The sequence below is a fragment of the Achromobacter spanius genome (assembly GCF_003994415.1).
GTDB lineage: Bacteria > Pseudomonadota > Gammaproteobacteria > Burkholderiales > Burkholderiaceae_B > Achromobacter > Achromobacter spanius_C.
Genome location: NZ_CP034689.1, coordinates 6,109,315 through 6,134,711, shown reverse-complemented (window position 1 = coordinate 6,134,711; position 25,397 = coordinate 6,109,315). Strand labels below are relative to the sequence as shown.

Annotated in this window: 27 protein-coding genes; 17 read left to right on the top strand and 10 right to left on the bottom strand. The window is 66.1% G+C overall.

Going from position 1 to position 25,397, the window contains the following annotated elements; all coding sequences use genetic code 11:
* Nucleotides 1-33 precede the first annotated feature (33 nt).
* Complete coding sequence (locus ELS24_RS28065) at nt 34-675, bottom strand: TetR/AcrR family transcriptional regulator (protein WP_050445828.1); 642 nt, start codon at nt 673-675, stop codon at nt 34-36.
* Nucleotides 676-904: 229 nt separating this feature from the next.
* Between ELS24_RS28065 and ELS24_RS28060 the strand changes: the two genes are divergently transcribed.
* The 5 genes from ELS24_RS28060 to ELS24_RS28040 all read left to right on the top strand — a co-directional run bounded on the left by ELS24_RS28060 (nt 905) and on the right by ELS24_RS28040 (nt 5,648).
* Nucleotides 905-1,384 (top strand): MaoC family dehydratase, encoded by a 480-nt coding sequence (locus ELS24_RS28060; protein ID WP_127186005.1) that lies wholly within the window; start codon nt 905-907, stop codon nt 1,382-1,384.
* Between the two features lie 5 nt (nt 1,385-1,389).
* A complete protein-coding gene (locus ELS24_RS28055; RefSeq protein ID WP_127186004.1) occupies nt 1,390-2,265 on the top strand; it encodes an SDR family NAD(P)-dependent oxidoreductase in 876 nt (291 codons plus the stop codon).
* Nucleotides 2,262-2,732 carry an acyl-CoA thioesterase gene (locus tag ELS24_RS28050; protein ID WP_127186003.1) on the top strand — a complete coding sequence of 157 codons (471 nt, stop codon included), beginning with the start codon at nt 2,262-2,264 and terminating at the stop codon, nt 2,730-2,732. The genes ELS24_RS28055 and ELS24_RS28050 overlap by 4 nt, the downstream gene beginning before the upstream one ends.
* Nucleotides 2,733-2,821: 89 nt before the next feature.
* Entirely contained in the window at nt 2,822-4,408 is a 1,587-nt protein-coding gene (locus ELS24_RS28045) for an aldehyde dehydrogenase family protein (protein WP_127186002.1), read from the top strand.
* A 34-nt stretch (nt 4,409-4,442) separates the two neighbouring features.
* Nucleotides 4,443-5,648 carry an acetyl-CoA C-acyltransferase gene (locus tag ELS24_RS28040; protein WP_127186001.1) on the top strand — a complete coding sequence of 402 codons (1,206 nt, stop codon included), beginning with the start codon at nt 4,443-4,445 and terminating at the stop codon, nt 5,646-5,648.
* Nucleotides 5,649-5,708: 60 nt separating this feature from the next.
* Here the strand turns inward: ELS24_RS28040 and ELS24_RS28035 are convergent, their stop codons facing one another.
* Entirely contained in the window at nt 5,709-6,092 is a 384-nt protein-coding gene (locus ELS24_RS28035) for a SecDF P1 head subdomain-containing protein (protein ID WP_127186000.1), read from the bottom strand.
* A gap of 157 nt (nt 6,093-6,249) precedes the next feature.
* On the opposite strand from ELS24_RS28035, the gene hisD reads away from it, so the two are divergent.
* The 5 genes from hisD to ELS24_RS28010 all read left to right on the top strand — a co-directional run bounded on the left by hisD (nt 6,250) and on the right by ELS24_RS28010 (nt 11,231).
* Nucleotides 6,250-7,569, top strand: a complete 1,320-nt coding sequence (gene hisD / locus ELS24_RS28030) for a histidinol dehydrogenase (protein ID WP_127185999.1) — start codon at nt 6,250-6,252, stop codon at nt 7,567-7,569.
* Complete coding sequence (locus ELS24_RS28025) at nt 7,566-8,333, top strand: SDR family NAD(P)-dependent oxidoreductase (RefSeq protein WP_127185998.1); 768 nt, start codon at nt 7,566-7,568, stop codon at nt 8,331-8,333. Before hisD ends, ELS24_RS28025 begins: the two co-directional genes overlap by 4 nt.
* On the top strand, nt 8,330-9,352 hold the full coding sequence (locus ELS24_RS28020; RefSeq protein WP_127185997.1) for a LacI family DNA-binding transcriptional regulator: 1,023 nt from the start codon (nt 8,330-8,332) through the stop codon (nt 9,350-9,352). Before ELS24_RS28025 ends, ELS24_RS28020 begins: the two co-directional genes overlap by 4 nt.
* Nucleotides 9,353-9,430: 78 nt before the next feature.
* Entirely contained in the window at nt 9,431-10,417 is a 987-nt protein-coding gene (locus tag ELS24_RS28015; protein WP_050445835.1) for a Bug family tripartite tricarboxylate transporter substrate binding protein, read from the top strand.
* A 28-nt stretch (nt 10,418-10,445) separates the two neighbouring features.
* Nucleotides 10,446-11,231, top strand: coding sequence for an HpcH/HpaI aldolase family protein (locus ELS24_RS28010; RefSeq protein WP_127185996.1), 786 nt, complete (start codon nt 10,446-10,448; stop codon nt 11,229-11,231).
* A gap of 25 nt (nt 11,232-11,256) precedes the next feature.
* On the opposite strand, the gene ELS24_RS28005 is transcribed toward ELS24_RS28010, so the two are convergent.
* From ELS24_RS28005 to ELS24_RS27970, 8 genes are all read right to left on the bottom strand, one after another.
* On the bottom strand, nt 11,257-12,060 hold the full coding sequence (locus tag ELS24_RS28005) for an N-acyl homoserine lactonase family protein (RefSeq protein ID WP_127185995.1): 804 nt from the start codon (nt 12,058-12,060) through the stop codon (nt 11,257-11,259).
* On the bottom strand, nt 12,057-13,292 hold the full coding sequence (locus ELS24_RS28000) for an alpha/beta fold hydrolase (RefSeq protein ID WP_127185994.1): 1,236 nt from the start codon (nt 13,290-13,292) through the stop codon (nt 12,057-12,059). Before ELS24_RS28000 ends, ELS24_RS28005 begins: the two co-directional genes overlap by 4 nt.
* Nucleotides 13,237-13,980, bottom strand: coding sequence for a GntR family transcriptional regulator (locus tag ELS24_RS27995; RefSeq protein WP_050445839.1), 744 nt, complete (start codon nt 13,978-13,980; stop codon nt 13,237-13,239). The genes ELS24_RS28000 and ELS24_RS27995 overlap by 56 nt, the downstream gene beginning before the upstream one ends.
* 187 nt (nt 13,981-14,167) lie before the next feature.
* Nucleotides 14,168-14,881, bottom strand: a complete 714-nt coding sequence (locus tag ELS24_RS27990) for an ABC transporter ATP-binding protein (RefSeq protein ID WP_050445840.1) — start codon at nt 14,879-14,881, stop codon at nt 14,168-14,170.
* The gene (locus tag ELS24_RS27985; protein WP_127185993.1) at nt 14,878-15,618 is read right to left on the bottom strand and encodes an ABC transporter ATP-binding protein; all 741 of its coding nucleotides are present in this window, start codon (nt 15,616-15,618) and stop codon (nt 14,878-14,880) included. The genes ELS24_RS27990 and ELS24_RS27985 overlap by 4 nt, the downstream gene beginning before the upstream one ends.
* Nucleotides 15,611-16,579, bottom strand: coding sequence for a branched-chain amino acid ABC transporter permease (locus ELS24_RS27980; RefSeq protein ID WP_240669404.1), 969 nt, complete (start codon nt 16,577-16,579; stop codon nt 15,611-15,613). Before ELS24_RS27980 ends, ELS24_RS27985 begins: the two co-directional genes overlap by 8 nt.
* A gap of 5 nt (nt 16,580-16,584) precedes the next feature.
* Nucleotides 16,585-17,445, bottom strand: coding sequence for a branched-chain amino acid ABC transporter permease (locus ELS24_RS27975; protein ID WP_127185992.1), 861 nt, complete (start codon nt 17,443-17,445; stop codon nt 16,585-16,587).
* Nucleotides 17,446-17,477: 32 nt separating this feature from the next.
* The gene (locus ELS24_RS27970) at nt 17,478-18,713 is read right to left on the bottom strand and encodes an ABC transporter substrate-binding protein (protein WP_050445843.1); all 1,236 of its coding nucleotides are present in this window, start codon (nt 18,711-18,713) and stop codon (nt 17,478-17,480) included.
* A gap of 197 nt (nt 18,714-18,910) precedes the next feature.
* On the opposite strand from ELS24_RS27970, the gene ELS24_RS27965 reads away from it, so the two are divergent.
* From ELS24_RS27965 to otnI, 7 genes are all read left to right on the top strand, one after another.
* Entirely contained in the window at nt 18,911-19,324 is a 414-nt protein-coding gene (locus ELS24_RS27965; RefSeq protein WP_050445844.1) for a carboxymuconolactone decarboxylase family protein, read from the top strand.
* A complete protein-coding gene (locus ELS24_RS27960) occupies nt 19,321-20,241 on the top strand; it encodes an NAD(P)-dependent oxidoreductase (RefSeq protein ID WP_050445845.1) in 921 nt (306 codons plus the stop codon). The genes ELS24_RS27965 and ELS24_RS27960 overlap by 4 nt, the downstream gene beginning before the upstream one ends.
* A gap of 115 nt (nt 20,242-20,356) precedes the next feature.
* Entirely contained in the window at nt 20,357-21,334 is a 978-nt protein-coding gene (locus tag ELS24_RS27955; RefSeq protein WP_050445846.1) for a Bug family tripartite tricarboxylate transporter substrate binding protein, read from the top strand.
* 85 nt (nt 21,335-21,419) lie between these two features.
* Nucleotides 21,420-22,334, top strand: coding sequence for an amidohydrolase family protein (locus ELS24_RS27950; RefSeq protein ID WP_127185991.1), 915 nt, complete (start codon nt 21,420-21,422; stop codon nt 22,332-22,334).
* 36 nt (nt 22,335-22,370) lie between these two features.
* A complete protein-coding gene (locus tag ELS24_RS27945; protein WP_127185990.1) occupies nt 22,371-23,600 on the top strand; it encodes an MFS transporter in 1,230 nt (409 codons plus the stop codon).
* Nucleotides 23,601-23,827: 227 nt separating this feature from the next.
* Nucleotides 23,828-24,466: an aldolase gene (locus ELS24_RS27940; protein ID WP_127185989.1), complete on the top strand. Its 639-nt coding sequence runs from the start codon at nt 23,828-23,830 to the stop codon at nt 24,464-24,466.
* A gap of 133 nt (nt 24,467-24,599) precedes the next feature.
* Complete coding sequence (gene otnI, locus ELS24_RS27935; RefSeq protein ID WP_127185988.1) at nt 24,600-25,385, top strand: 2-oxo-tetronate isomerase; 786 nt, start codon at nt 24,600-24,602, stop codon at nt 25,383-25,385.
* The last annotated feature ends 12 nt before the right edge of the window (nt 25,386-25,397 follow it).

Here is a 25,397-nt window from a genome sequence, read left to right as displayed (position 1 = left end):
GGTGATGGGCTGCGCGCGATGGGTGTGTTGCCGTCAGGGGCGGGTGCCCAGGCCGGCGATGATGGTGTGGACGATTTTGTTGGCCAGGATTTCGCGGTCGTCGCGGGTTTCGCCCAGGCGCGGGCGATACCAGACCGCCAGCCAGTTGATGGCGCCCAACGCTGACTTGATGGCTACCGATACGTCGTCGATGGCCAGCGAGCCGTCTTCCACGCCTTCGTAGGCCACGCGCTTGAACAGCGCTTCGAAATCATCGCGGATGGTCATCAGGTCGGCCAGCGTCTGGCGCTGCGCGGGGGTGGTCGCGCCCAGGCGATGCATGTGCACGCCTTGCACCACCACCGTTTCGAACGCCAGGTTCTCCATCATGGACAGCGCGTGGTGCTTGAGCATCAGCGCCAGCCGATGGGCGGCGGTGCCGGGTTCCTTCATGACCGGGCGCACGGCTTCGAAGTTGCGCCGCATGCCTTCGCGGTGCACGTCGAAGAACAGGTCGGTCTTTGATCGGTAGTAGTGGTAGACGCGGCCCTTGGTGGCGCCCAGCCGGCGCGCCACGTCGTCGATGCTGGAGGCGTGGAACCCCTGCTCCATGAAGCACTCGGCCGCCGCGGTCAGCAGTGCAATATTGCCCATGCCGTCATCGCGTGCAGCCGTCACCGTAGGTTCCCCATTCATTGCGTCTTTCTCCATCCATGCGTCACGGCAAAGCGCCAGTTTAGCCAATAGCCCATCGCCCCGCCGGGTGCTGGGGCACGTTTGCGACGCATGCGCGCCCGTCTTCAGCATGCTATGCAAATCGCAAAATCGAAGTTTATACTACTCGGTATGTTTTAGCGCTTAACTGAGCGATCAGACCCCTACACGCTGCCCCCTACACGCAGACCCGATCACGCAACGGCCCTCCATGACCACAGACCTTGCCCCGCCCCTGACCCATCCGCAAACCCTGGCCGCCCGGGTATCGCAAGAAATCGGCGTGTCGGACTGGCTCACCATCACGCAGGCGCAGGTGGACCTGTTTGCCGACGCCACTGGCGACCATCAGTTCATTCATGTGGACCCGGCGCGCGCCGCGCGTGAAAGCGCGTTTGGCGGGCCGATCGCGCACGGCTTCCTGTCTTTGTCGTTGCTGACCGCGTTCAGCCTGCAGGTGTTGCCCGCGTTTGAAGGGGCCATCGGCATCAACTACGGTTTCGACAAAGTCCGCTTTCTGACCCCGGTGCCGGTGGGCGCGCGCGTGCGGGGCCGCTTTGTTCTTAGCGAATTCACGTCCCGCAACGAACGCGAATTCACCACCCGCTATGCCGTCACCGTCGAGATCGAGGGCGCCACGCGCCCCGCCTTGGTGGCCGACTGGATCACCATGACCGTGCTTCAAGGATGACCGCCATGACTCTACGCTTCGATGAACGTGTTGCCATCGTGACCGGCGCCGGCCAAGGCCTGGGCCGCAGCCACGCCCTGCAACTGGCCGCGCGCGGTTGCCGCGTGGTCGTGAATGATTTTGGCGGCGCGGCGCAAACCGTGGTCGACGAGATCCGCGCGGCGGGCGGCCAGGCCATTGCCGACGACGGCAACGTCTGCGACACCTCGGCCGTGAACGCCATGGTGGCGCGCGCCATCGACGCCTGGGGCCGCGTCGACATCCTGATCAACAACGCCGGCATCCTGCGCGACAAGACCTTTGCCAAGATGAGCGCCGACGACTTCAACGCCGTCATCGATGTACACCTGCTGGGCTCGGCCAATTGCGCGCGCGCCGTGTGGCCCATCATGCGCGAGCAACGCTACGGCCGCATCCTGATGACCACGTCCACGTCGGGCATGTATGGAAACTTCGGCCAATCGAACTATGGCGCCGCGAAGGCAGGCGTGGTCGGCCTGATGAACGTGCTGCACCTGGAAGGGCAGAAGCACGGCATCCACGTGAATGCGCTGGTGCCCACCGCCGCCACCCGCATGACGGCCGCGATGTTCGATGCCGACGCGTTGCGTGCCTTGGACCCCGCCTATGTCACGCCCGCGGCCTTGTTCCTGGTGGCCGAGGGCGCGCCCAGCCGCACGGCCTTGCTGGCCGGCGCCGGCACGTACGCGCGCCTGGCCATCGTGGAAAGCGCGGGCGTGTATTTCCCGGAAAGCGAGCGCACGCCGGAAAGCATCGCCGCGCACTTCGATGCCATCGCCAGCCTGGACTCGATGATCGAACCGCCCGAGGGGCTGGCGCACGTTGCCCGCATTTTGAAGCGCGCACAGGAGGCCGCATGAACGCCAACACGGAACAAGCGCAACCGCGCCGCGCCGCCCCGCACGCGCGCGCCGACTACCCGCGCCTGATGCCGATGACCACGCGGCTGCGCGACACCGACGTCTACGGCCACATGAACAACGTGGTCTACAACGAATATTTCGACACGGCCGTCAACCAGACGCTGATCGAGCTGGGCGTGCTGGACCTGCGCGCCAGTGCCGTGATCGGCCTGGTGGTGCACAGCCAGACCTCGTACTTTCGCCCGGTCACGTTCCCCGAGCGCGTGGTGCTGGGCTTGCGCGTCGGGCGCTTGGGCCGCAGCAGCGTCACCTATGAGTTCGCCTTGTTTCGCGGAGACGACGAGACGGCGGCGGCGCAGGGCAGCTACACGCACGCCTACGTAGACCGTGAATCCAGCAAGCCCGTCGAACTGCCCACCGCCTTGCGCCACGCGCTGGAACCCTTGTTGCGCGCGGCGGCCTGAGCCCGTTGGCCGTCCGCGCCAAGCCGGCCGCGCCTGGCCGGCCGCACCTGGCCGGCCACGCCCACCCGAACGCTGCTCCGGGAGCCACAGTGATCGACCCCACCCTGCCTCGCGTCACGTACTCGAACCTGCACACCGATTTCTCAGCGGTGCACGACCTGCTGGACCAACGGCTGCCCGATTTCGAATCGCGCATGCTGGGCCACGACCATCGCCATCGCTTCGGTGGCAAGGCGGTGGCGGGCGAAGCGCTGCAAGCGTCGTATTCGCCGATCGACCATTGGTTGTTGATTGGCCGCTTTCCTTGTGCGGACGCCGATACCGTGGACCGCGCCATCGCCTGCGCCAGGCATGCGCAGCCGGCGTGGGCCGCGCAAGGCTGGGCGGCGCGCATCGCGGTGCTGCGGCGTTTGGCGATGGTGCTGTCCGAACGCAAGTACGACTTCGCCATGGCCACGATGATCGAGATCGGCAAGTCACGCCTGGAGGCGCTGGGCGAGGCTGAGGAAGCGGTGGACCTGATCCGTTACTACTGCGATCAGGCCGAACGCAGCGACGGCTATCGGCAACCGCTGGCGCGTGCCTTCGACAACGAAAGCACGCACGACGTGTTGCGTCCGTATGGCGTCTTCGCGGTGATCGCGCCCTTCAATTTTCCGCTGGCCTTGTCGGTGAACATGATGTGCGCCGCCCTCTTGGCGGGCAACGCCGTGGTCTATAAGCCGTCGCCCCGCGCCGCCTTGACGGGGGCGCTGCTGCTGGGCGCCTGCGACGCCGCGGGCCTGCCGTCAGGCTGCGTGAACGGCGTGTACGGTGGCGCCAAGACGGGCGCGCTGCTGGCGCAGCATGCGGGCGTCGACGGCTACGCCTTCACCGGCAGCCTGGACGTGGGCATGGAGCTGTTGCAAGCGGTGGCGGCGGGCCGCCACGCGCGGCCCGTCATCGCCGAAATGGGCGGCAAGAATCCCACCTACATTACCGCCAGTGCGGACCTGGACGTGGCCGTGCAAGGCGTGCTGCGCTCCGCCTTCGGGCTGCAAGGGCAGAAGTGTTCGGCGGGGTCGAAGGTCTACGCGTACGCGGCGGTACACGACGCCTTTCTGGATCGGCTGTGCGCGGCTACCGAGGCGGTGGTGGTGGGCGACCCGCGTGAGCGCGACGTGTTCATGGGGCCGCTGATCGACGAAGCGGCGTGGCGGCGTTATCGCACCGCCTGCGAAGACGTGGACCTTGCCGGCCGGCTGGTGTCGGGCGGCCGGCGCCTGATCGCGGGCGAACTGGCCTATGGCCATTACGTGCGTCCCACCGTGGCCGCGGGCCTGCCCGCCGACCATCGCTTGAATCGCAAGGAACTGTTCCTGCCCTTGGTCTCGGTGCTGCCGTTCGATGATCTGCAAGCGGCCATTGATGACGGCAACGCGGTCGACTACGGACTGACCGCCGGCTGCTATGCGCAAGAGCAAGACGAGATCGACCTGTTCCTGAACCAGGCCCAAGCCGGCGCGCTGTACGTGAACCGCGCCAGCGGCGCGACCACGGGCGCCTGGCCGGGCATACAAACCTTTTGCGGTTGGAAGGGCTCGGGCATGACCGGCAAGGGCGGCCTGGGACCGTACTACGTCACCCAATTCGCACGTGAACAAAGCCATACCCTGTGGCGCCGCCAGGATCGTTAAGGCGGTCGGGCCTGTGTAGTCTTAGGAATTCACCATGAGAGAAGCCGTCATCGTTTCCACCGCCCGCACGCCCATCGGCCGGGCCTATCGCGGGGCGTTCAACGACACCACCGCGCCCACCCTGGGCGGCCACGCAATTTCCCATGCGGTGGCGCGCGCGGGCATCGACCCCGGCGAAGTGGAAGACGTGATCCTGGGCGCCGCCTTGCAGCAAGGCACCACCCACATGAACGTGGCGCGCCAGGCAGCGCTGCGGGCGGGCCTGCCCGTGCAGGTGGCCGCCATGACGCTGGACCGCCAGTGCGCCTCTGGCTTGATGGCCATCGCCACGGCCGCGCGGCAGGTCACGCAGGAAGGCATGGACATCGTGGTGGCGGGCGGCCTCGAATCCATATCCCTGGTGCAGAACGACCGCATGAACCGCAGCCGCTGGTTCGACGACGCCTTGATGCGCGAGCAGCCGGAAATATTCATGAGCATGCTGGAAACGGCCGAGATCGTGGCTAGCCGCTACGGCATTCCCCGCGCCGCGCAAGACGCCTACGCGCTGCGCTCGCAGCAACGCACCGCCGCCGCCCAGGCCGCTGGCCGCTTCGATGCAGAGATCGTGCCGCTCGCCGCCATCAAGCAGGTGACGGACCGCGCCACCGGCGAGACTTCCGTGCAGACCGTGACGCTGACCCGCGACGAAGGCAACCGGCCCGACACCTCGCTGGACAGCCTGGCCGCGCTGCAACCCGTGTTCAAGAACGGCCAGCGCCTGGAAGTGGGGCAACACATCACGGCGGGAAATTCCTCGCAGCTGTCGGACGGCGCGTCGGCCTGCGTGCTGATGGAAGCCGCGCAGGCGCGTAGCCGTGGGCTGACGCCGCTGGGGTATTACCGGGGCATGGCCGTTGCCGGATGCGGTCCGGAAGAAATGGGCATCGGGCCGGTGCATGCCGTGCCGCGCTTGCTGGCGCGCCACGGCTTGACGGTGGATGACATCGGCTTGTGGGAACTGAACGAAGCCTTCGCCTGCCAGGTGCTGGTTTGCCGCGATCAATTGGGCATTCCGGACGAGCGCCTGAACGTCAACGGCGGCGCTATCGCCATCGGCCATCCTTACGGCATGTCGGGCGCGCGGATGGCGGGGCATGCGTTGATAGAGGGCCGGCGGCGCGGCGTGCGCTATGCCGTCGTCACGATGTGCGTGGGCGGCGGCATGGGCGCGGCCGGCCTGTTTGAAATCGCGGGCTGAACCGGCCCGCGCGAGTTAGGCAGTGGTGCGCGGCGCTGGGTGCGTGAAGCCAGCCAGCCGCTACTTGGCCGTGTTCTCGTCGTCCACGGTCAGGCCGCCGTCTTTCATGATGCCTTGGGCTATCTCTTCAGCGGATTTGCCCGCAAAACCGTGTTCGCCAGCCGTGATGCGAAAGCTGTCGCCTTCCAGCGGACTCATCAAGGTGGCCGACGACAGCAGGATGCCGTTGGATCGCAGCTGAATGCGCTTGCCGACGCGGTCGCGGGTGAAGTCGGCCAGCGCCTTGCGGCTGTCGGGCTTGAGTTCCACGTCGACCACGCGCGCGCCGGTGTTCGGGTCGGCGCTGGCGGTGGCGCGTGCGGCGTGCAAGGTGACACTTTCGGCGTGCGCGGCGAGCGGCATGGCCAGGGCGGCGGCCAGGATGACGTGTCTCAGTGAGGGCATCGCAAACTCCTGCGGTTGGACAACGCCAATATCCTAGCTGAACTCTGGCGCACCGATCGCGAATGGGTCAGGGTTTTTCCCTATTTGCATACGTATGCAAGCCTTCGAAAGTGGCCTCACTTTGTTGAACCACTCACGATCGCAGGGCCAGAAAACCATGATTCGCTATCTGAAGCGCGGCCGCACCGCCGCCGTAAAAACCGACGATGACGCCAAGGTGCGCGCCACCGTGGAAGGCATCATCCGCGACATCGAGGTGCGCGGCGACGATGCCGTGCGCGACTACAGCCGCAAGTTCGACAACTGGGACCCGGCGGACTTCCGTCTGTCGCGCGCGGACATCGAAGCCGCCCGCAAGCAGTTGTCGGCGCGCGAAATCGAAGACATCGCTTTCGCTCAGACCCAGGTACGCAACTTTGCCCAGATCCAGCGCGATTCGATGCGCGACGTGGAAGTGGAAACGTATCCCGGCGTGGTGCTGGGCCACAAGCATGTGCCGATGAATGCCGTGGGTTGCTATATCCCCGGCGGAAAATATCCGCTCTTGGCCTCGGCGCACATGAGCGTGTTGACCGCCAAGGTGGCGGGCGTGAAGCGCGTTGTGTCCACCGCGCCGCCGTATCAAGGCAAGCCGCATCCGGCCATCGTGACCGCCATGGATATGGCCGGCGCCGACGAAATCCTGGTGCTCGGTGGCGTGCAGGCCGTGGTGGCCATGGCGGTGGGCACGCCCAGCGTGGCGCCCGTGGACATGCTGGTCGGGCCGGGCAATATGTTCGTGGCCGAAGCCAAGCGGCAACTGTACGGGCGCGTGGGGATCGACCTGTTCGCCGGCCCCACCGAAACGCTGGTGATCGCTGACGACAGCGTGGACGGCGAATTGTGTGCGGTGGACCTGCTGGGGCAAGCCGAACACGGCCCCACGTCACCCGCCGTGCTGCTGACCAACAGTGAACAACTGGCGCAGGACACCCTGGCCGAAGTGGAACGCCAATTGGCCATCCTGCCCACCGCTGGCATCGCGTCGCAGGCCTGGGTGGATTGTGGCGAAGTCATCGTCTGCGACACGATCGAGGAAATGCTGCAAGTGGCCGACGAGCTGGCTTTCGAGCATGTTCAGGTCATGACCCGCGACCCCGATTACTTCCTGCACAACATGACGAACTACGGCGCGCTGTTCCTGGGTCCGCGTACCAACGTCAGCTTTGGCGACAAGGTGATCGGCACCAACCACACGCTGCCGACCAACCGCAACGCGCGCTATACGGGCGGCTTGTGGGTGGGCAAGTTCTTGAAGACCTGCACCTACCAGCGCGTGCTGACCGACGCGGCCAGCACCACGATGGGCGAATACTGCTCGCGCCTGTGCCATATGGAAAATTTCGCGGGCCACGGCGAGCAGGCCAACATCCGCGTGCGTCGCTATGGCGCCCGGCCCGACCTGCCCTGGTATCAGCCGGTTGAGGCGCAAGCATGATTTCACTGCCCAAAGGACCCGACTTCCGTCTGGACGGACGCCGTGCCCTGGTGACGGGCGGCAGCGGTGGCATCGGCCTGGCTGCCGCCGCCGCGCTGGGCCGCGCCGGTGCACACGTGACGGTGGCGGCGCGCCGCGAACCTGAATTGCTGCAAGTCTGTGAGGCCTTGCGCGCCGAAGGCATCGACTGCGCCGCGCTGGTGCTGGACGTGACCGACTCCGCCGCTGTGGACGATGCGGTGGCGCAAGTCGACCCCTTCGACATTCTGGTGAACAACGCCGGCATGAATCGCCCCAAGCCCTTGGTGGAGCAATCCGACGAGGACATCGACGCGGTGCTGGACCTGAACGTCAAGGCAGCGTTCTACACCAGCCGTGCGGTGGCGCGCCGTCTGCTCAAGGATGGCCTGCCGGGGTCGATCATCAACGTGTCATCGCAGATGGGGCATGTGGGCAGCCCCCGCCGCACCTTGTACTGCGCCAGCAAGCACGCGCTGGAAGGCATGACGCGCGCGTTGGCCTGGGACGTGGGCGGGGCGGGCATTCGCGTGAATACCGTGTGCCCGACCTTCATCGAAACCCCCATGACGGCCGGCATGCTGGAGCAGCCGGGCTTTCGCGATTGGGTCTGTGCGCGCAACGCGCTGGGCCGCGTCGGCCGCTTGGACGAAGTGATGGGCGCCATCGTGTTCCTGGCCAGCGACGCGTCCAGCCTGATGACGGGCAGCGCGTTGATGCTGGACGCGGGATGGACAGCCGCATGAAGACCGCGCCGCGCGCGCAAGACGTGGCGGACCTGGCGGAGGTGTCCCAGTCCGCCGTCAGCCGCACCTTCACGCCGGGCGCCAGCGTGTCGGAAGCCACGCGCCGCAAGGTGCTGGCGGCGGCGCAGAAGCTGGGTTACCGGCCCAACGCGCTGGCCCGCAGCCTGATCACGCGGCGCAGCCGTATCGTGGCGCTGGTGATGAGCTATCTGGAAAACCAGTTTTATCCGCTGGTGATTGAAAAGCTGTCGCAGAAGCTGCAGAAAGAGGGCTATCACGTGCTGATGTTCATCGCGGAAGTCGATGAGGCGGCCGACGGTGTGCTGGCGGAAATTTTGCAATACCAGGTGGACGGCATCGTCATGGCGTCCGCCATGCTGTCATCGAATGTGGCGCGCAGTTGTGCCGAGGTCGGCGTGCCGGTGGTGCAGTTCAACCGCGTGTCCATTCTGGGCGGCTTGGCGCGGCATGCCAGCAGCTCGGTCACGTCGGACAACTACGCGGGCGGCCAGATGGCGGCGCGCTTGTTGGTGGAACGCGGCTACCGGCGCTTTGCTTACTTGGCGGGCCTGGAAGATTCATCGACCAGCATCGAGCGCGAACGCGGCTTTGTCGACGGCCTGCACGAACTGGGCCACGCGCTGCATCGGCGCGAAGTGGGCCATTACGACTTTGACCGCGCGCAAGAGGCAGTGCGCCGGCTATTTGCTGGCGAAGCGTCCAACGCACCCGACGCGCTCTTTGCCGGCAACGACCACATGGCGATTGCGGCCTTGGATGTGCTGCGCCAGGAACTCGGCGTGCGCGTGCCGCAAGACGTGGCGGTAGTGGGCTTCGACGATGTGCCGCAAGCGGCATGGGGCGCCTACCGCCTGACGACAATACGCCAGCAGGTCGAACCCATGGTGGACGCCACGGTGGCCTTGCTGCGTGAGCAGATGCAGGCCGAACTACGACCGCGCGACATCGTCGTGCCGTGCAGCCTGATCGAACGCGCCACCGTTCGGGCAGGACCCTGATTTCCTTTTGTTTTTTTACCGGCAACAACGCAAAGCGCGCAACAGACGCGCTCAACACTCTCAGCAGGAGACACACCCATGCGCAGCATTTTCATCCGTACCCTGAGCGCCGTTGCGGCGTTCGGCCTGACCGCCACCCTGGCCCACGCCCAAGGCGACGCCGCCGCCTGGCCCACCAAGAACATTCGATACATCGTGCCGTTCTCGCCCGGGGGCGTGTCTGATGGCGTGGCGCGCCTGCTCGCCGAGCAGTTGAGCGCGCGGCTGGGTCAATCCGTCATCGTCGAGAACAAGCCGGGCGTCTCCGGCATCGTCGGCACGCAATTGGCGGCGCGCGCCGAACCCGACGGCTACACGATCGAAGGCGGCACCATCACCACGCACGCCGTGAACCCGTTCTTCATCAAGAAGCTGGGCTATGACCCGGTCAAGGACTTCACGCCGATTGCCTTGGTTGGCATGGTCAGCAATGCACTGGTGGTGCGTGCCGACAGCCCCTTCAACACGGTGCAGCAAGTAATCGACGCAGCGCGCGCCAAGCCGGACACGCTGACCTATGGCACGGCGGGCGCGGGCACCTCGCAACACTTGTCGGGCCAACTGTTCCAGTCCATCTCCGGCACGCAATTGCGGCAGATCGTGTACAAGGGCGGCTCGCAATCCATGGTGGATTTGATAGGCGGGCAGATCGACATGGTCTTTGAAACCGTGGCCGCCGCGCGTCCGATGATCGATTCCAAGCGCGTCAAGGTGCTGGGCGTGACGTCCGCCGCGCCGCTGGCCGACCTGCCGGGCGTGAAGCCCTTGGCGGAACTGGGTTTGCCCGGCTTTGAAATGCAGTCCTGGCAAGGCGTCTTCGCGCCCGCCGGTACGCCCAAGCCCGTGGTGGACCGACTGGCGCGCGAACTCGCGGCCATCGTGAAGACGCCCGAGGTGCGCGCCAAGCTGCTGACCTTGGGTGTGGCGCCGGACGGGCGCGGCTCGGCGGCGTTTTCGCAATTCCAGCGCAGCGAAATCGAAAAATGGGGCAAGGTCATCAAGGACGCCGGTATCCAGGCAGACTGATCGCCTTTCCCAGCCATAGGAGATGTCCATGACCCCTTCCCACCATCCCCTGGACGGCCGCCTGCCGGACATGCTGCGCAGCGGCAAGCCCTTGCGCGGCCTGTTCAACGGGCTGCCCAGCCCGGCCATCGTGGAGATGTGCGCGTACGCCGGTTTCGATTTCATCATTCTGGACAACGAGCACGGTAGCGCTGATCTCGGCACCACCGAACACATGCTGCGCGCCGCCCGCGCGGCGGGCATCGTGCCGGTGGTGCGCTGCTTTGAACACGATCTGCCACGCGTGCTGGACATGGGGGCCAGCGCGGTGCAGGTGCCCATGGTGGAAAGCGCCGAGCAGGCGCGGCGGCTGGCGGCCATGGTGCACTACCCGCCGCTGGGCCGCCGTGGCAGCGCCTTCAGCACGCGCGCGGCCGGCTATGGCGCGTTCGGCGGGGCGGGGCACACGCAGCGCAGCAACGACGGCATCGGCTTCATCGCCATGATCGAAACCCCCGAAGCCATTGCGGTGGCGGCGGAGATCGCGGCGGTGGAGGGCGTGGACGCGGTCTTTATCGGCCCGAACGACCTGGCCCACGCGATGGGCCACGGCAGCGACTGGACGGCCGCGCCCGTGCAGCAGGCTATCGAACAGGGCTTGAAGGCCATTGCATCCGCTGGGAAATGCCCCGGCATCATTGCGCTGACGCCTGAGGACGAAGCGAAGTACGGCGCCTTGGGCGCTCGTTACTTCGCCAACGTGTCCACCAGGATCATTACGCGGGCGCTGGCGCAGGCGGCGTCTGCCGGACGCGACGCGCAACTGCGCTATTGAATGCGCAAGGCGCGGCGGATCACCGTCAGGCTGGATGGATGCACGGCAGGTGCAGCGCCACGATTTCGGTGTCGCCCTGCACGACGCCTGGGTAGCGGCTTCTGACCAGCGGGTCGTGCCCCGGCACAATGTGGTCCGGCGACTCGGCGTGGCGTAGCAGGGTCTCGTACCCGGCCAGCATGTCGGCCACGTTCAGCACGATGGGAAACGGCGTGTCCAAACCCATGTTGTCGTAGTAGTGGCTGGCGTCCGAGGCCAGCACGATCCAGCCGCGCGCCGTATGCACCCGCACCGCTTGCAGCCCCTGCGTGTGGCCGCCGATGTGCAGCAGTTGCAGGCCCGGGGCGAGTTCATCGTGGCCGTGGTAGAAGTCCACCCGCTTGTCGTACACGCCCCGCACCACATCAAGCACGTCTTCAACCGCATAGGCGTGGCGCAGCATGTCGAAACGCATATTGCAGCCGCAGGCGTAGTGCAGCTCGCTTTCTTGCAGATGCAGGCGGGCGTGCGGCAATTTGCGCAGGTTGCCGGCGTGGTCGTAGTGCAGGTGCGTGACGATGACGTCCTGGATGTCTTCGGGCGCCAGCCCCAAGTTTTTCAAGGCATCGATCGGGCAGCGCAGGAATTCGCGGCCGCGTGCGTCGGCGGCGGCTTGGTTGAAGCCGGTGTCGACCAGCCATACGCGCTGGTCGCGGCGTATGACCCAGACGAAATAATCCATCGGCATCGGGCCGTCGTGCGGATCGGGCGGCGTGATGAAGTTCTGCGCGCGGCGGCGCGCCACAGTGGCATAGCGCAAGGCATAGACTTCGTATTCAGGCAGCGTCATACGATTCCTCGGGTGTTGCGGATGTGGTCGAGTTCGGGCTTCAGGTAGCGCATCAGGCACTGCGGGCTTTCCACCATGGGGAAGTGGCCCAGGTCTGGCATGGCGGTAAAGCGCGCCCCGGGGATCCGCGCGGCGACGCGGCGCGAATCTTCCGGGCTGGCCGAATAGTCGTACGCGCCCGTCAGCAGCGATACACCGAACGCGCGCGTGTCCAGCCCGTCCAGGTGTTGGGACGCGTCGAAGTCTTCGCTGTAGAACCAGAGGTCGTTGGCGTACACGTTGTAGCCGCCTTGCGCATAGATCCAGGCCGCCTCGCGGCGTGCTTGCAAGGTGGCGGCGGGGCCCATCAGCCCGCGCACATAGGCCGGGTTGTGCGCCGCCTGATTCACCTGGGGGTGGCACAGCATGGGCGTGCGGCGGCCCACGGCCTTGTCCGGTGCTTCCAGTGCCACCACGCCCGCCACGTCCGCCGGGCTGCGGGCGGCGATCACCAAAGCCATCGCCGCGCCCATCGAGCAGCCAAGCAAGACGACGGGCGCGCCCGCCAGTTGCCGGATCGCGGCCAGACAGGTGTGCAGGTAGGCGTCGCGGGTCAGCCCGGTATCGGTCCAGGCGTGGCCGGGCAGGGGCATGCTGCGGCCGTGGCCGGGCATGTCGAAGGCCATCATTCGCCATTGGGCGCGCAGCTCGGCATCGGCCATCAGTGCGTGGTACTGGCGGGAATCGGCGCCGGCGGTATGCAGCATCAAGAGCGGCGGGCCGTCCGCCAGGCCGCTGGTTTCGACGTACAGGGAAGTGCGGGTGTCGCCCAGGTCCAGCGTGGCGTAATGGCCGGTGATGCTGCCGCGGTCCAGCAAGACGGGCGCAACGTCCTCGATCTGCCCGCGCAGGATTTCAAACAGCCGTTCCAGGGGATGCAGCGCCTGCGCAATGGCCAGCGCGTCGCCTTTGACACGCAGGCCCGGCGCAAAGCGATGGGCTGCGGTGTAGGAGTGGTAACCGGGGGGAGGGGTGGAGGTCATCAGCTTGTGCCAGGTGTCCGGCAAGGCGCTGATGACGATGCACTGCGAGGGGGCGGCGGGCTGGCCGGCCCAGGCGCAAACCCGGTCTTCCGGATCCGCACCCACTTGCAGCCAGATGGCGCAGGGCAGGCCCCTGGCTGCGCTGATGAATTCGCTATCCTGCTGTGCCAGGGCCGCCACGGCCCTCAGTTCCTGCACGGTCGCCTTCACGGGGGGATGCCTCCTCTTGTTGGCGCCTGAGCACGTCGAGCGCGGTGCGTTCCGCGTTCACGATATGGCTCTGTGCGGCCGCTTGGGCGCCTTGTGGGTCGCGCGCCTTGATGCGCTCGAAGATGTCGTCGATTTCGGCCATGCTTTCCGGCAGCCGGTCGGGGCGCGCGAACGAGGTGGCGCGCAGCAGATTGATGCGCGACAGCAGCCCCGGCAGCATGTCCTTGATCAGGTCGTTGTCACAGCCCGACAGCAGCACGTCGTAGAAATCGCGCTTGGCGGCCAGCAGCGCCGACTTGTTGCTGCCCTTGGCCTGGCGGTGCAGGGCATCGACGGCCTTGCGCAGCCGCGCGACGTCGGCATCGCTGGCCAGCCGCGCGAATTCGTGCGCGGCAAAGCCTTCCAGCAGCGCGCGCAGCGCATACAGGTCGCGAGCCGCTTTTTCCGTGATGCGCACCACGGTGGGGCCACGATGCGGCTCGATGGAGATCAGCCGTTCGGCCTCCAGGGTGCGCAGGGCCTCGCGCAGCGTGCTGCGGCTGATGCTCAGTTGCTCACAGAGCTCCACTTCGCGCAGGCGTTCACCGCCCTTGATGTGGCCATCCATGATGGCGCCGCGCAGGTATTCCTCGACGCGGGTACGCAGGGTGGTGGGCTTCTCGAAAATCGCACCGGTGGGGGTGGGCATGGCTGTCTCTCGCTTAGCGTGGCGGCGGGCGCAAGCCGCCGTCCAGGCTTTTGGCCAGGGCGCCGCGCACCGCCGATTCAACGTAAAGACGCAATATATCCCGGCGCAGGGTCATAGCCTTAACCTCATAGCCTTAACCTCATCGCCTTAACCTCATAGCCTTACCCTCATCGCATCAGCCCCATCGCTACAGCCCCAGGTACGCTTCGCGCACGCGGCTGTCTTCCATCAGCGCATGGCTGGGGCCGGACAGCACCATGGCGCCGGATTGCAGCACGTAGGCGTGTTCGGCCACCGACAGCGCCAGCCGCGTGTTCTGCTCCACCAGCAAAATGGTCAGCCCGCTGCGGTGGATGTCGATCATGGCCTGGTGCATTTCCTCGACCACCTTGGGCGCCAGGCCGTGGCTGGGTTCGTCCAGCAACAGCAGCCGGGGCTTGAGCATCAGCGCGCGCCCGAACGCCACCATCTGCTGCTCGCCGCCCGACAAGGTGCCGGCGGCCTGCCGACGGCGCTCCCGCAAGCGGGGAAACAGGGCATAGACCTCGTCGCAACCGCGCTTGAGCGCCGCGCCGTCCCGGCGGCGGGTGTAGCCGCCCAGGTAGAGGTTTTCTTCGACGGTCATCTCGGGGAATACGTGGCGGCCTTCCGGCACATGGGCAATGCCCAGTTCGGGAATGCGGTGCGGCGGCAAGCGCAGGATGTCTTGCCCGTCGAAGACGATGCTGCCGCTGACCTTGTCCAGCAAGCCCGATACGCAGCGCAGCAGCGTGCTCTTGCCCGCGGTGTTGGCGCCCACCACCGCGATGAAGCCACCTTGCGGCACCTCCAGCGACACGTCGTGCAAGACCGGGCTGCGGTCGTAAGAGGCGGTCAGCCCCTGAATCTGCAATAGGCTCATGCGCTGGCCTCCACGTGTTCCATCGACTTGCCCAGGTAGACCTCGATCACCGTGGGGTTCGCCGCGATTTCGGCGGGGCTGCCCTCAGCGATCTTCTGGCCGAACGACAGCACCAGGATGCGGTTGCATAGCCGCATGATGGCGCGCATGTGGTGTTCCACCACGATGAAGCTGATGCCGGATTCATCGCGCAGCGTGCGGATCAGGTCCAGCATGGTGTCCATCTCGGCCTCGTTCAGCGCCGCCATCACCTCGTCCAGCAAAAAGACCCGGGGGTTGGTACACAGCGCGCGCGCCAGTTCCACCCGCGCCTGTTCGGGAAACGACAGTTCGCCGGCGGGCTTGGTGGCAATGGCGGACAGGCCCACGCGGTCCAGGCTGTCGCGCGCCACCTGGCGGGCGCGCGGCACGTCGTGGCGCAGCAGGCCGCCCACCAGCACGTTGTCCAGCACCGTCATCTCGGGAAACAGCGCGACGTTCTGGAAGGTCTTGGTCATGCCCAGCGCCGCGATCTGGTGGGGGCGCAGGCCGTTGACGTCGCGGCCTTCCAGTTCGATGCGCCCGCCCTGGCTGGCGTACAAGCCCATCAGCAGGTTGAACACCGTGGTCTTGCCCGCGCCGTTCGGCCCGATCAGCCCCAGGATGTCGCCGCGCGCCACGCTGAACGACACGTCGTCCACCGCCTTCAGGCCGCCGAAGCGGCGCTGGATGTTCGAGACTTTCAGGATGTCAGGCATGCTGGCCCCGGGTCAGGTTGCGCAGCCGCGTCCACAGCGCCGACAGGCCGCGCGGCTCGATCAGGATGATGGCGATCAATATCAGGCCGAACGCCAACTGCGACACCCCGGCCGTGTGGCCCGACAGCCAATCGTTGAACACCTCTTCCAACGGAATGATGACCAGCGCGCCGATCAACGGCCCCGCCACCGTGCCCACGCCGCCGATGATGCAGATGAGCGCCACGCGCACCGACACACCCACCAGCGAGAACACCGTGTCCGGGTCGAAGAAGTAGATGAACTGCGCGTACAGCGTGCCGCAGGCGCCCATCAGCGCGGCGGACACCACGGCGGCCAGGATGCGCGTTTGCGCGGTGTTCACGCCGATCACTTCCGCCGCTTGCGGGTTGGCCTTCACCGCACGCAAGCGGTAGCCCAGCCGCGACCGGCTGATCAGCGCAAAGACCACGGACGTGATGATGGCGGCCCCCAGCATCAGGTAGTAGTACGGAATGCTGGACTTGAATTGCATCTGCGCCCAGCCTTCGGCAAACGGAATGGACAGGCCCACCGGCCCGCCCGTGACGGACGCCCAGGTGTTGGCGATGGCTCGCAGCACTTCGCCAAACGCCAAGGTTGCCAGCGCGAAGTAATGCCCGCGCAGCCGCATGGTGGGCAGGCTGAGCAGCGCGCCCGCCACCGCCGCCACCGCCATCGCGGCCACGATGCCCAACCACGGCGAAATGCCATAGCGCATCAGCAACAGCGTGGACGTGTACGCGCCCAGACCGAAGAAGGCCGCATGGCCCAACGAGATCTGATTCGCCAGCCCGCCCACGATATTCCACGATTGGCCCATCGCCGCGAACAGCATCACCAGCGTCACCACGCGTATGGCATAGCCCTGGTCTTCCATCAACCAGGGCGCCGCCAGCGCCACCGCAAGCAGCAGCGCCCAGGGTAAGAGTTGTCGATTCATGCGCATCATGCCGCCCTTTTCAAAAGACCTTCCGGGCGCACGGCCAAGACCAGAATGAAGATGGCGAACAGCACCAGATTCTGCAATTGCATGGGCAGCACCAGCGATGACAGCGACTGGATCACGCCCACCGCCACGCCGCCCACCACCGCGCCCAACACGCTGCCCAGGCCGCCCAGCACCACCGCCGTGAACATCAGCACACTGAACTGCGCGCCCACGGTGGTGGACGCCGTGAGATACGGCAGGATGATGCCGCCGCCCAGGGCTGTCAGCCCCACGCCCAGTCCGAAGGCCAACTGATGCACGCGATGGGTGGATATGCCCGACAGCCGGGCGGCCATCGGGTCTTGCGCGGTGGCGCGCACCGCCATGCCCCACCAGGTTTTCTTCAGCACCCACCACAAGGTCAGCCCGGCTACCGACGCCACCACGAAGGCCAGCAGATACGGAGCGCTGAACAGAATGGGGCCGAGCGCCAGCGCCGTCATCTGGTAGGGCGTCTGCACCGAGCGGAACTCCGATCCGAACAGGATCAGCGCCAGGTTTTCCATGACGATCAGCAAGCCCACCGTCAGGAAAATCTGCGCCACGGCAGGCGCCTTCATCACCCGGTCGATCAGGAACTTTTGCGTCAGCACGCCCAGCACGAAGGCCACGGCGAACGACAGCAACGACCCCAAAAGCGGGTCCAGCCCCAGCAGTTTCCAGGCGAAGTACGCCACGAACATGCCCACCATCAGGAACTCTGCCTGGGCGAAGTTCACGATGGACACCACCCCGAAAACGAGCGTCAGCCCGATCGAGATCACCGCGTAAACGCCGCCCAGCAGAATGCCGTCCACCAGCGCCTGCAAGAATTGCATGACCCGTCCCCCTCCGTCTTGTGCGAAGCCGATCAGCCGGCGCTGATGACGCTACCCTTGGCCAACGCCTGCGGCCACACCGACACCAGCTCGTTGTTCTGCCACTGCACCATGATGGGCTGGGCCAGCGTGTTCAGACCCTTGGCGTCGAAGTGCACGCCGCCGCCCGACATCACGCCCGCCCAGCCCTGGTCGTACTTCTGCGCACGCAACGCCTTGGTCACTGCCTCGGGCTTGTCGGATGCCGCCACCTCCAGCGCCGCGGCCAACACCCCCGCGCACACGGCGTGTTCCAGCGCTTCGTGCGGCATGAAGGTGCCGAAGCGCTTGCGATAGCGTTCGGTGTATTCGGGCGCCTGGTCGTAGTTGGCCGGCGCAATCGACAGCACCGCCTGCGCGTATTGACCCAGCGCGCGGGCGAAGTCGGGAATCACGTAGCCCGCCGCGCCGCCCACCACCGGCACCGTCAGCCGTTGCTGGCGCATCACGCGGATGATCAGCAGGCTGTCGTTCAGATACGAAATGGGGAACACGATCTGCGCATCGGAGCCGCGCAGCTTGCTGATCAGCGGCGTCACGTCGGTGATGCCCAGCGGATAGGCCTCGTCCAGCACGATCTCGGCGCCAGCCGCCTTGGCGGCATTGCGCACGCCCACCGCCTGCGAGGTGCCGTAGGCCGTGTCTTCGTACAGCAGCGCGATCTTCTTGATGTTGGACGCGCCGGCCACGACCGACGCGGCGTAATCGTATTGAGCGCGGCCCAGCACCGAGCCCTTGGACACCACCTGGAAGATGTGCTTGAAGCCGCGCTCGGTGAGCATGTCCGAGAACGACATGGTCAACAGCGGGATGCCACGGCGTTCGGTCACTTCCGATACGGCCAGCGTCAGCGACGAGGCGTACGCGCCAATGATCGCCACGCAGCGGTTCTGCGTGATCAGGCGCTGCGCCACCGTGGCGGCGGTGGTGGGCTGCGAGGTGGCGTCCGCGATGATCAGCTTGAGCTTGGCGCCGCCCAGCGACTTGATGCCGCCGGCCGCGTTGATCTCGTCCGCGGCCAATTCCAGCCCCTGGCGGGAATTGATGCCGAACTGCGCGTTGGCGCCGGACAGCGGCAGGATGACGCCAACATTGATCTCAGCTGGCGCCGCCCGGGCCATGCCGGGCAGCGAGGCCGCCAGCGCGGCGGCGCCCAGTCCAGCGACAAATTCCCGGCGCCCGTGGCGTACGACTGCGGGGTGCACGGCCTGTTTGGGGTTGCTTTTCATGCTTGTCTCCTGGCTTTTATGGGGATGGGGCGCACGGCAGCCAGCCCGGCGCTTTGCCGCATTATTGTGCTCAATATTTACGCAGTCAAGCATATTGTCAGACAATCCGACTATTGACGATCTGACAGAAATTGGCAGACAATCCATCGCGTAATCGATCGCGTATTCGCCTTTCATCCATCACCAGCGAGGAACTCATGGCAGACACCAAATCCGAAACCCAAGCCCTGTTCGACCAAGGGCTGAACCTGCGTCGCGAGGTGCTGGGCACCGAGTACGTGGACGGTTCGCTGGCGCGCGCCAACGACTTCATGATGGCGTTTCAGAACATCACCACCGAATGGTGCTGGGGCTATACCTGGGGCCGCCCGGGCCTGGAGAAAAAGACCCGCAGCATGCTGAACCTGGCCATGCTGACGGCGCTGAACCGCCCGGCCGAGATCAAGCTGCACGTCAAGGGCGCGCTGAACAACGGCGTCACGGTGGAAGAGATCAAAGAGATCCTGCTGCAAGCCACCGTGTACTGCGGCATTCCGGCGGGGCTGGACGCCTTCAAGGTGGCCAACCAGGTGCTGGAAGAAGAGGGCGCCTTCAAGGAGCAGCAAGCATGAGCGCAGCGCAAGAGCGCGTGGGGCTGATCGGCATCGGCAGCATGGGCTGGCCGATGGCGGCGCGGCTGGTGCAGGCGGGCTTCGCGGTGACGGTGTTCGACGCCGTGCCGGGCCAGGCCGACAAATTCGCGCAGGAAGTCGGCGGGCAGGCAGCCGCCACCTGCGCGGCGCTGGCCGCGCAAAGCGACATCATCGTCACCATGCTGCCCACCAGCGGCATCGTTGAACAGGTGCTGAGCGGCGCGGATGGCGTGCTGGCGGGCCTGCGCGCCGGCAGCGTGGTGGTGGAGATGAGTTCGGGCGTGCCGGCCCATACCCAACGACTGGCCCAGGCCGTGGCCGAGGCGGGCGGGCAGATGGTGGACGCACCCGTGTCCGGTGGCGTGCCGCGTGCGCGCACCGGTGAGCTATCCATCATGTTCGGCGGCCCGGCCGCCACGCTTGAGCGCGTGCGCCCGGCGCTGTCGGCCATGGGCACGTCCATCACGCCGGTCGGCGATGTAGGCAGCGCGCACGCCATGAAGGCGCTGAACAATCTGGTTTCGGCGGGCGGCTTCCTGATCGGCGTGGAAGCCATGCTGATCGGCCAACAATTCGGCCTGGACCCGAACGTGATCGTGGATGTGTTGAATGCATCCACCGGCATGAACAATTCCACGCAGAAAAAATTCAAGCAGTTCGTGCTGTCGCGCGAATTCAACTCGGGTTTCGGGCTGGATCTGATGGTGAAAGACCTGGGCATTGCGCTGGGCATCGCCACCGACACCGGCACGCCCACGCCGTTTGCGTCACTGTGCCGTGAACTATGGGCGTCGGCGGGCAAGACGCTGGGCAAGGGGCAGGACCACACCGCTGTGGCGCGCCTGTCCGAACAGTTGGCGGGCGTGGAGCTGGGCGCAAAGAAAGTGGCTTCCTAGATTCCCTCTACGGCGCGGCACGGTCCGCGCTTTTTTTTAAACCTGCATCACCCACAACCGCCGGCACCAGGCGGAGGGGCCGGCTATCGCCGGCACATACAGCAAGGAGCGAGACATGAAGAAGACATTCCGGGCGGCCCTGGCCGTCGGCCTGATGGCGCTTGGCGCCAACGCAAGCGCGCAGGACTACCCCACGCGGTCCATCTCGATGGTGGTGCCCTATGCGGCGGGCGGCTCTACGGATGGCCTGGCCCGCATCGTGGCGCAGGCCATGGGCGAGAACCTGGGCCAGACCATCGTCGTGGAAAACCTGGGCGGCGGCGGCACCATGATCGGTAATCAGCGCGTGACGCGTGCCGCGCCCGACGGCTACACCATCACTTTCGGCAACATGGGGTCGCTGGCGATTGCGCCGTCGCTATATCCCAAGGCCAAGTTTGATCCGCGCCGCGACATGGCCGCCATCGGCCTGGTGGCCACGGTGCCGATGGTGCTGTCGGTCAGCAAGAAAAGCGGCATCACCACGCTGCCCGACTTCGTTGCGCGCATGAAGAAGAACGGCGCGGACGTGAACTTCGGCAACGCGGGGTCCGGCTCCACCAGCCACATCGCGGCGGCCACCTTCATGCACGTGACCAATACCAAGGGCATGCAGATTCCGTATCGCGGAGCGGGGCCGGCCATCGCCGACCTGATGGCCGGCACGGTGGACGCGGTGATTGACCAGACCGTCACGATGATTCCCATCCACGAAGCCAAGCGCGTCACGGCCCTGGCCGTGGCCAGCGCTTCGCGCCTGCCGCAGATTCCCGATGTGCCGACGTTTGCGGAAGCCGGGGTGCCAGCGTTCAACATGAGCGTCTGGAACGGCATCGCCGCACCGGCCGGCACGCCGCCCGCCGTCATCGCGCGTTTGGAACAGGCCTTGGCGGCGGCCCTGAACAGCCCCGGCGTGCGGGATTCGCTGGACAAGCTGGCGGCGCAGGCGCCCGTTGGCAAGGACCAGGGCGCGGCGGCGTTCCAGGCCTTGATCGCGCGTGACGTGCCGCATTTCGCGGCCTTGATTCAAGACGCCAACATCACCGTCAATTGAAGGCCGGGGTGGCGCCAAGCTCTTTGGCGCCGCCCTGGTCCGCTGGCATGATCACAAGACGATCATCAGCCTAGGAGACTTACGCATGAGCTCTTTCCCGTCGCCCCCTTCCGGCGAGCCGCAGCAACAGCCCCCGCTGTGCCTGGCGCCCTTGCCCGACATGGACGCCGCCACCTTCGACATTCCGCCCGGCGCCTGCGACACGCACGCGCATGTCGTCGCCGCCGACAGCAGCGCGTACCCGCTCGTGCCCGAGCGCACCTACACGCCGCCGCCCGCACCCGAATCCGCCTACCTGGGCATGCTGCGCCAAACCGGCATGTCGCGCGGTGTGCTGGTGCAGATCAGCGTCTACGGCACCGACAACCGCTACATGCTGGAAGTGCTGCGCCGTCACCCCGAGCAATTGCGCGGGGTGGGCGTCGTCGCGCCCGACGTCAGCGACCAGGAACTGGAAGCCATGCATGCCGCCGGCGTGCGTGGCCTGCGCATCAACGTCTTGTTTGGCGGCGGCATCGGCTTTGACGCCATGGAAACGTTGGCGCACCGCATTGCCGGCCTGGGCTGGCACATGCAGTTCCTGATGGATGCGCGCCAATTGCCCGACCTGCTGCCGCGCATGCGCAAGCTGCCGGTGCCGGGTGTGGTGGACCATATGGGGCACATGCCGGTGGGCGATGGCACTGACAGCGCGGGCTTTCTGGCCTTGCAGCATCTGGTGCGCGACCACGGCTGGTGGGTCAAGCTATCAGGCGCCTATCGCATCAGCGACCGCTTCGACGATTTCAGCGACGTGACGCCGTGGGCGCAAGCGCTGATCGACACCGCGCCCGACCGCATGCTGTGGGGCAGCGACTGGCCCCATGTGCATCAAACGCGCATGGTCAACACGGGCCGGCTGCGCAACCAGTTGGCGCAGTGGGCGCCGGATGCCGACGTGCGCCACCGCATCCTGGTCAGCAACCCCGAACGCCTGTACGGCTTCACCCCGGCGCGCTAAGCGCACGCCCCTTCAGAACCATTCAAGAGACAAACCATGCAGTGGTATAGAGAGCTGAACAAGACCGAACGCCGCACCTTCATTGCCGCGTTCGGGGGCTGGGCCATCGACGCCCTGGACTTCATGGTGTTCACCTTCGTGATCGCCACCCTGATGAGCCTGTGGGGCATCGACAAGGGCCAGGCGGGCATGCTGGGCACGGTCACGCTGCTGTTCTCCGCCATTGGCGGCTGGCTGGCCGGCATCCTGGCCGACCGCTATGGCCGCGTGCGCGTCCTGCAATACACGATCCTGTGGTTTTCGGCCTGCACCGTGGCCATAGGCTTTGCGCAGAACTTCGAACAGTTGTTCGTGCTGCGCGCGTTGCAAGGCCTGGGCTTTGGCGGCGAATGGGCCGTGGGCTCGGTGTTGATGGGCGAGATCGTGCGCGCCGAACACCGGGGCAAAGCGGTGGGCACCGTGCAAAGCGGCTGGGCCGTGGGGTGGGGCGCGGCGGCGATCCTGTACACCGTGGCGTTCTCGTTGCTGCCGCCCGAATGGGCCTGGCGCAGCCTGTTTTGGATCGGCGTGTTGCCCGCCTTTCTGGTGCTGTACATCCGCAAGAACGTGCCCGAACCCGAAGTGTTCAAGCGCGCGCAGGCCAAGGTGCATGCCGGCGAGGCGCGCGCGTCGTTCTGGACGATCTTTTCGCCCGCGCTGATCAAGACCACCGTCATCACGGCCATTCTTTGCACGGGCGTGCAGGGCGGCTACTACGCCATCACGACGTGGTTGCCCACTTACCTGAAGGTGGAGCGCCAACTGTCGGTGCTGAACACGGGCGGTTACCTGATGGTGATCATCTTGGGCTCGTTCTGCGGCTACATCGCGGGGGCCTATCTGGCCGACCGCCTGGGCCGTCGCGCCAACCTGTTGATCTTCTCGGTGCTGTCGACCATCAGCGTTTATGTGTACACACAAGTACCGCTGACCGATCACCAGATGCTGTTCCTGGGCTTCCCGCTGGGCTTTGCCGCGTCGGGCATCTTCAGCGGCATCGGCGCTTACCTGACCGAACTGTTCCCGTCGGGCGTGCGGGCATCGGGCCAAGGTTTCGCCTACAACTTCGGGCGCGGCATCGGGGCGTTGTTTCCCAGCCTGGTCGGCTTTCTCAGCCAGACGCATGGGCTGGGTTGGGCCATCGGCGCGTTTGCCACGGGGGCGTATGCGGTGGTGATCGTGACGGCGTTGCTGTTGCCTGAAACCAAGGGGCGCGTGCTGGAATAAGCCGGCCCCGGCGGGTAAAGGCATTCAGAGGCCTGGGCATCCGCCCAGGCCTTTTGCTTGCTGTCTAGGGTTTACCCGATATGGTCGCAAGCCTTAAATTTGTATGATGACCCGATAAATTCAACACAAGAGACATCCCATCATGCTGGCCCAGCCGCTGCGTTCCGCGCCGAACCTTACGCGCCATTTTTTCCAGACATGCACCCCTGCCCATCAGGGGTTTTTTCATGACTGATGAAGCCCGCATCCGCGAAGAAATCTGCGTCGTCGGCGCCAGTCTCTACCAACGCGGCTACACCGTGGGCGCGGCCGGCAACATCAGCGCCCGGCTGGATGATGGCTGGCTGATCACCCCCACCGACGCGTGCCTGGGCCGGCTGGACCCCGCCGATCTGGCCAAGGTGGACCTGGACGGCAACTGGGTGTCGGGCGCCAAGCCGTCCAAGACGCTGGTGCTGCATCAGGGCATCTATCGCGCCAGCCCCGAGTCGCGCGGCATCATCCACACGCATTCCACGCATCTGGTGGCCTTGACGCTTGCCGGCGTGTGGCGGCCCGACGACGTGCTGCCGCCCATCACGCCTTATCAGGTCATGAAGGTGGGCCGCATTCCCTTGATCGCCTATCGCCGGCCCGGCGACCCGCAAGCCGCCGCCGAGGTGGCCGCCGTGGCGGGCCAGGTGCGCGGCGCGCTGTTCGAAAGGTTGGGGCCGGTGGTGTGGGAACGCTCGGTTGCGCAGGCGTCCTACGCGCTGGAAGAGCTGGAAGAAACCGCCCGCCTGTGGCTGATGAGCCAGCCGCGCCCCGAGCCGCTGTCCGAGCAGGCCATCGACGAGCTGCGCGTCACCTTCGGCGCGCGCTACTGACCCGCATTGGCTTGCCTGCCGGATTGCTCTCGTAGTCGCTCTCGTAGTCACTCTCGTCGTCACGCTCTTCGTCGCTTGCTTGGGTGGCGCATTTAAGCGCCGCCCACGCCACCCCAATATCCAAGGACCCGCCATGCCGCGCCTGGCCGCCAACCTGACCATGATGTACAACGAGCACGCCTTCCTGGATCGCTTCCAGGCCGCCGCCAGCGACGGGTTTCAGGGGGTGGAGTTTCTGTTCCCCTACGACTTCGCCGCCGCCGACATCCGCGCGCGGCTGCAAGACAACGGGCTGACGCAAGCGCTTTTCAACGCGCCGCCCGGCGATTGGGAAGCGGGCGAACGCGGGATTGCGTCGCTGCCGGGCCGTGAAGACGAATTCCTGCGCGGCCTGGACCAGGCGCTGGGCTACGCGGCGCAGTTGGGCAACCGCAGCCTGCACGTCATGGCGGGGCTGATTCGTCCTGAGCAAGATCGCGCGGCGCATCGCGCGGTGTACGTGCAGAACCTGGCGCGCGCCGCCAGCGCCGCCGCCTCGGCGGGTATCACTATCGTGATCGAACCCATCAACACGCGTGACATTCCCGGCTTCTTTCTGAACCGCCAAGACGAGGCCCAGTCCATATGCGCCGAGGTGGGCGCGGCCAACCTGAAAGTGCAGTTTGATTGCTATCACTGCCAGATCGTCGAAGGCGATATCGCCGTGAAGCTGGAGCGCGACATGGCCGGCATCGGGCACATCCAGATTGCTGGCGTGCCCGACCGCCACGAGCCCAACCTGGGCGAACTGAACTATCCGTATCTGTTCGACCGCATCGACGCGCTGGGCTATGCCGGCTGGGTCGGCTGCGAATACCGCCCCAAGGCCGGCACGCGCGCAGGTCTGGGCTGGGCCCAGCCTTATCTGGCCAAGCACTGAGTCAACAAGAAG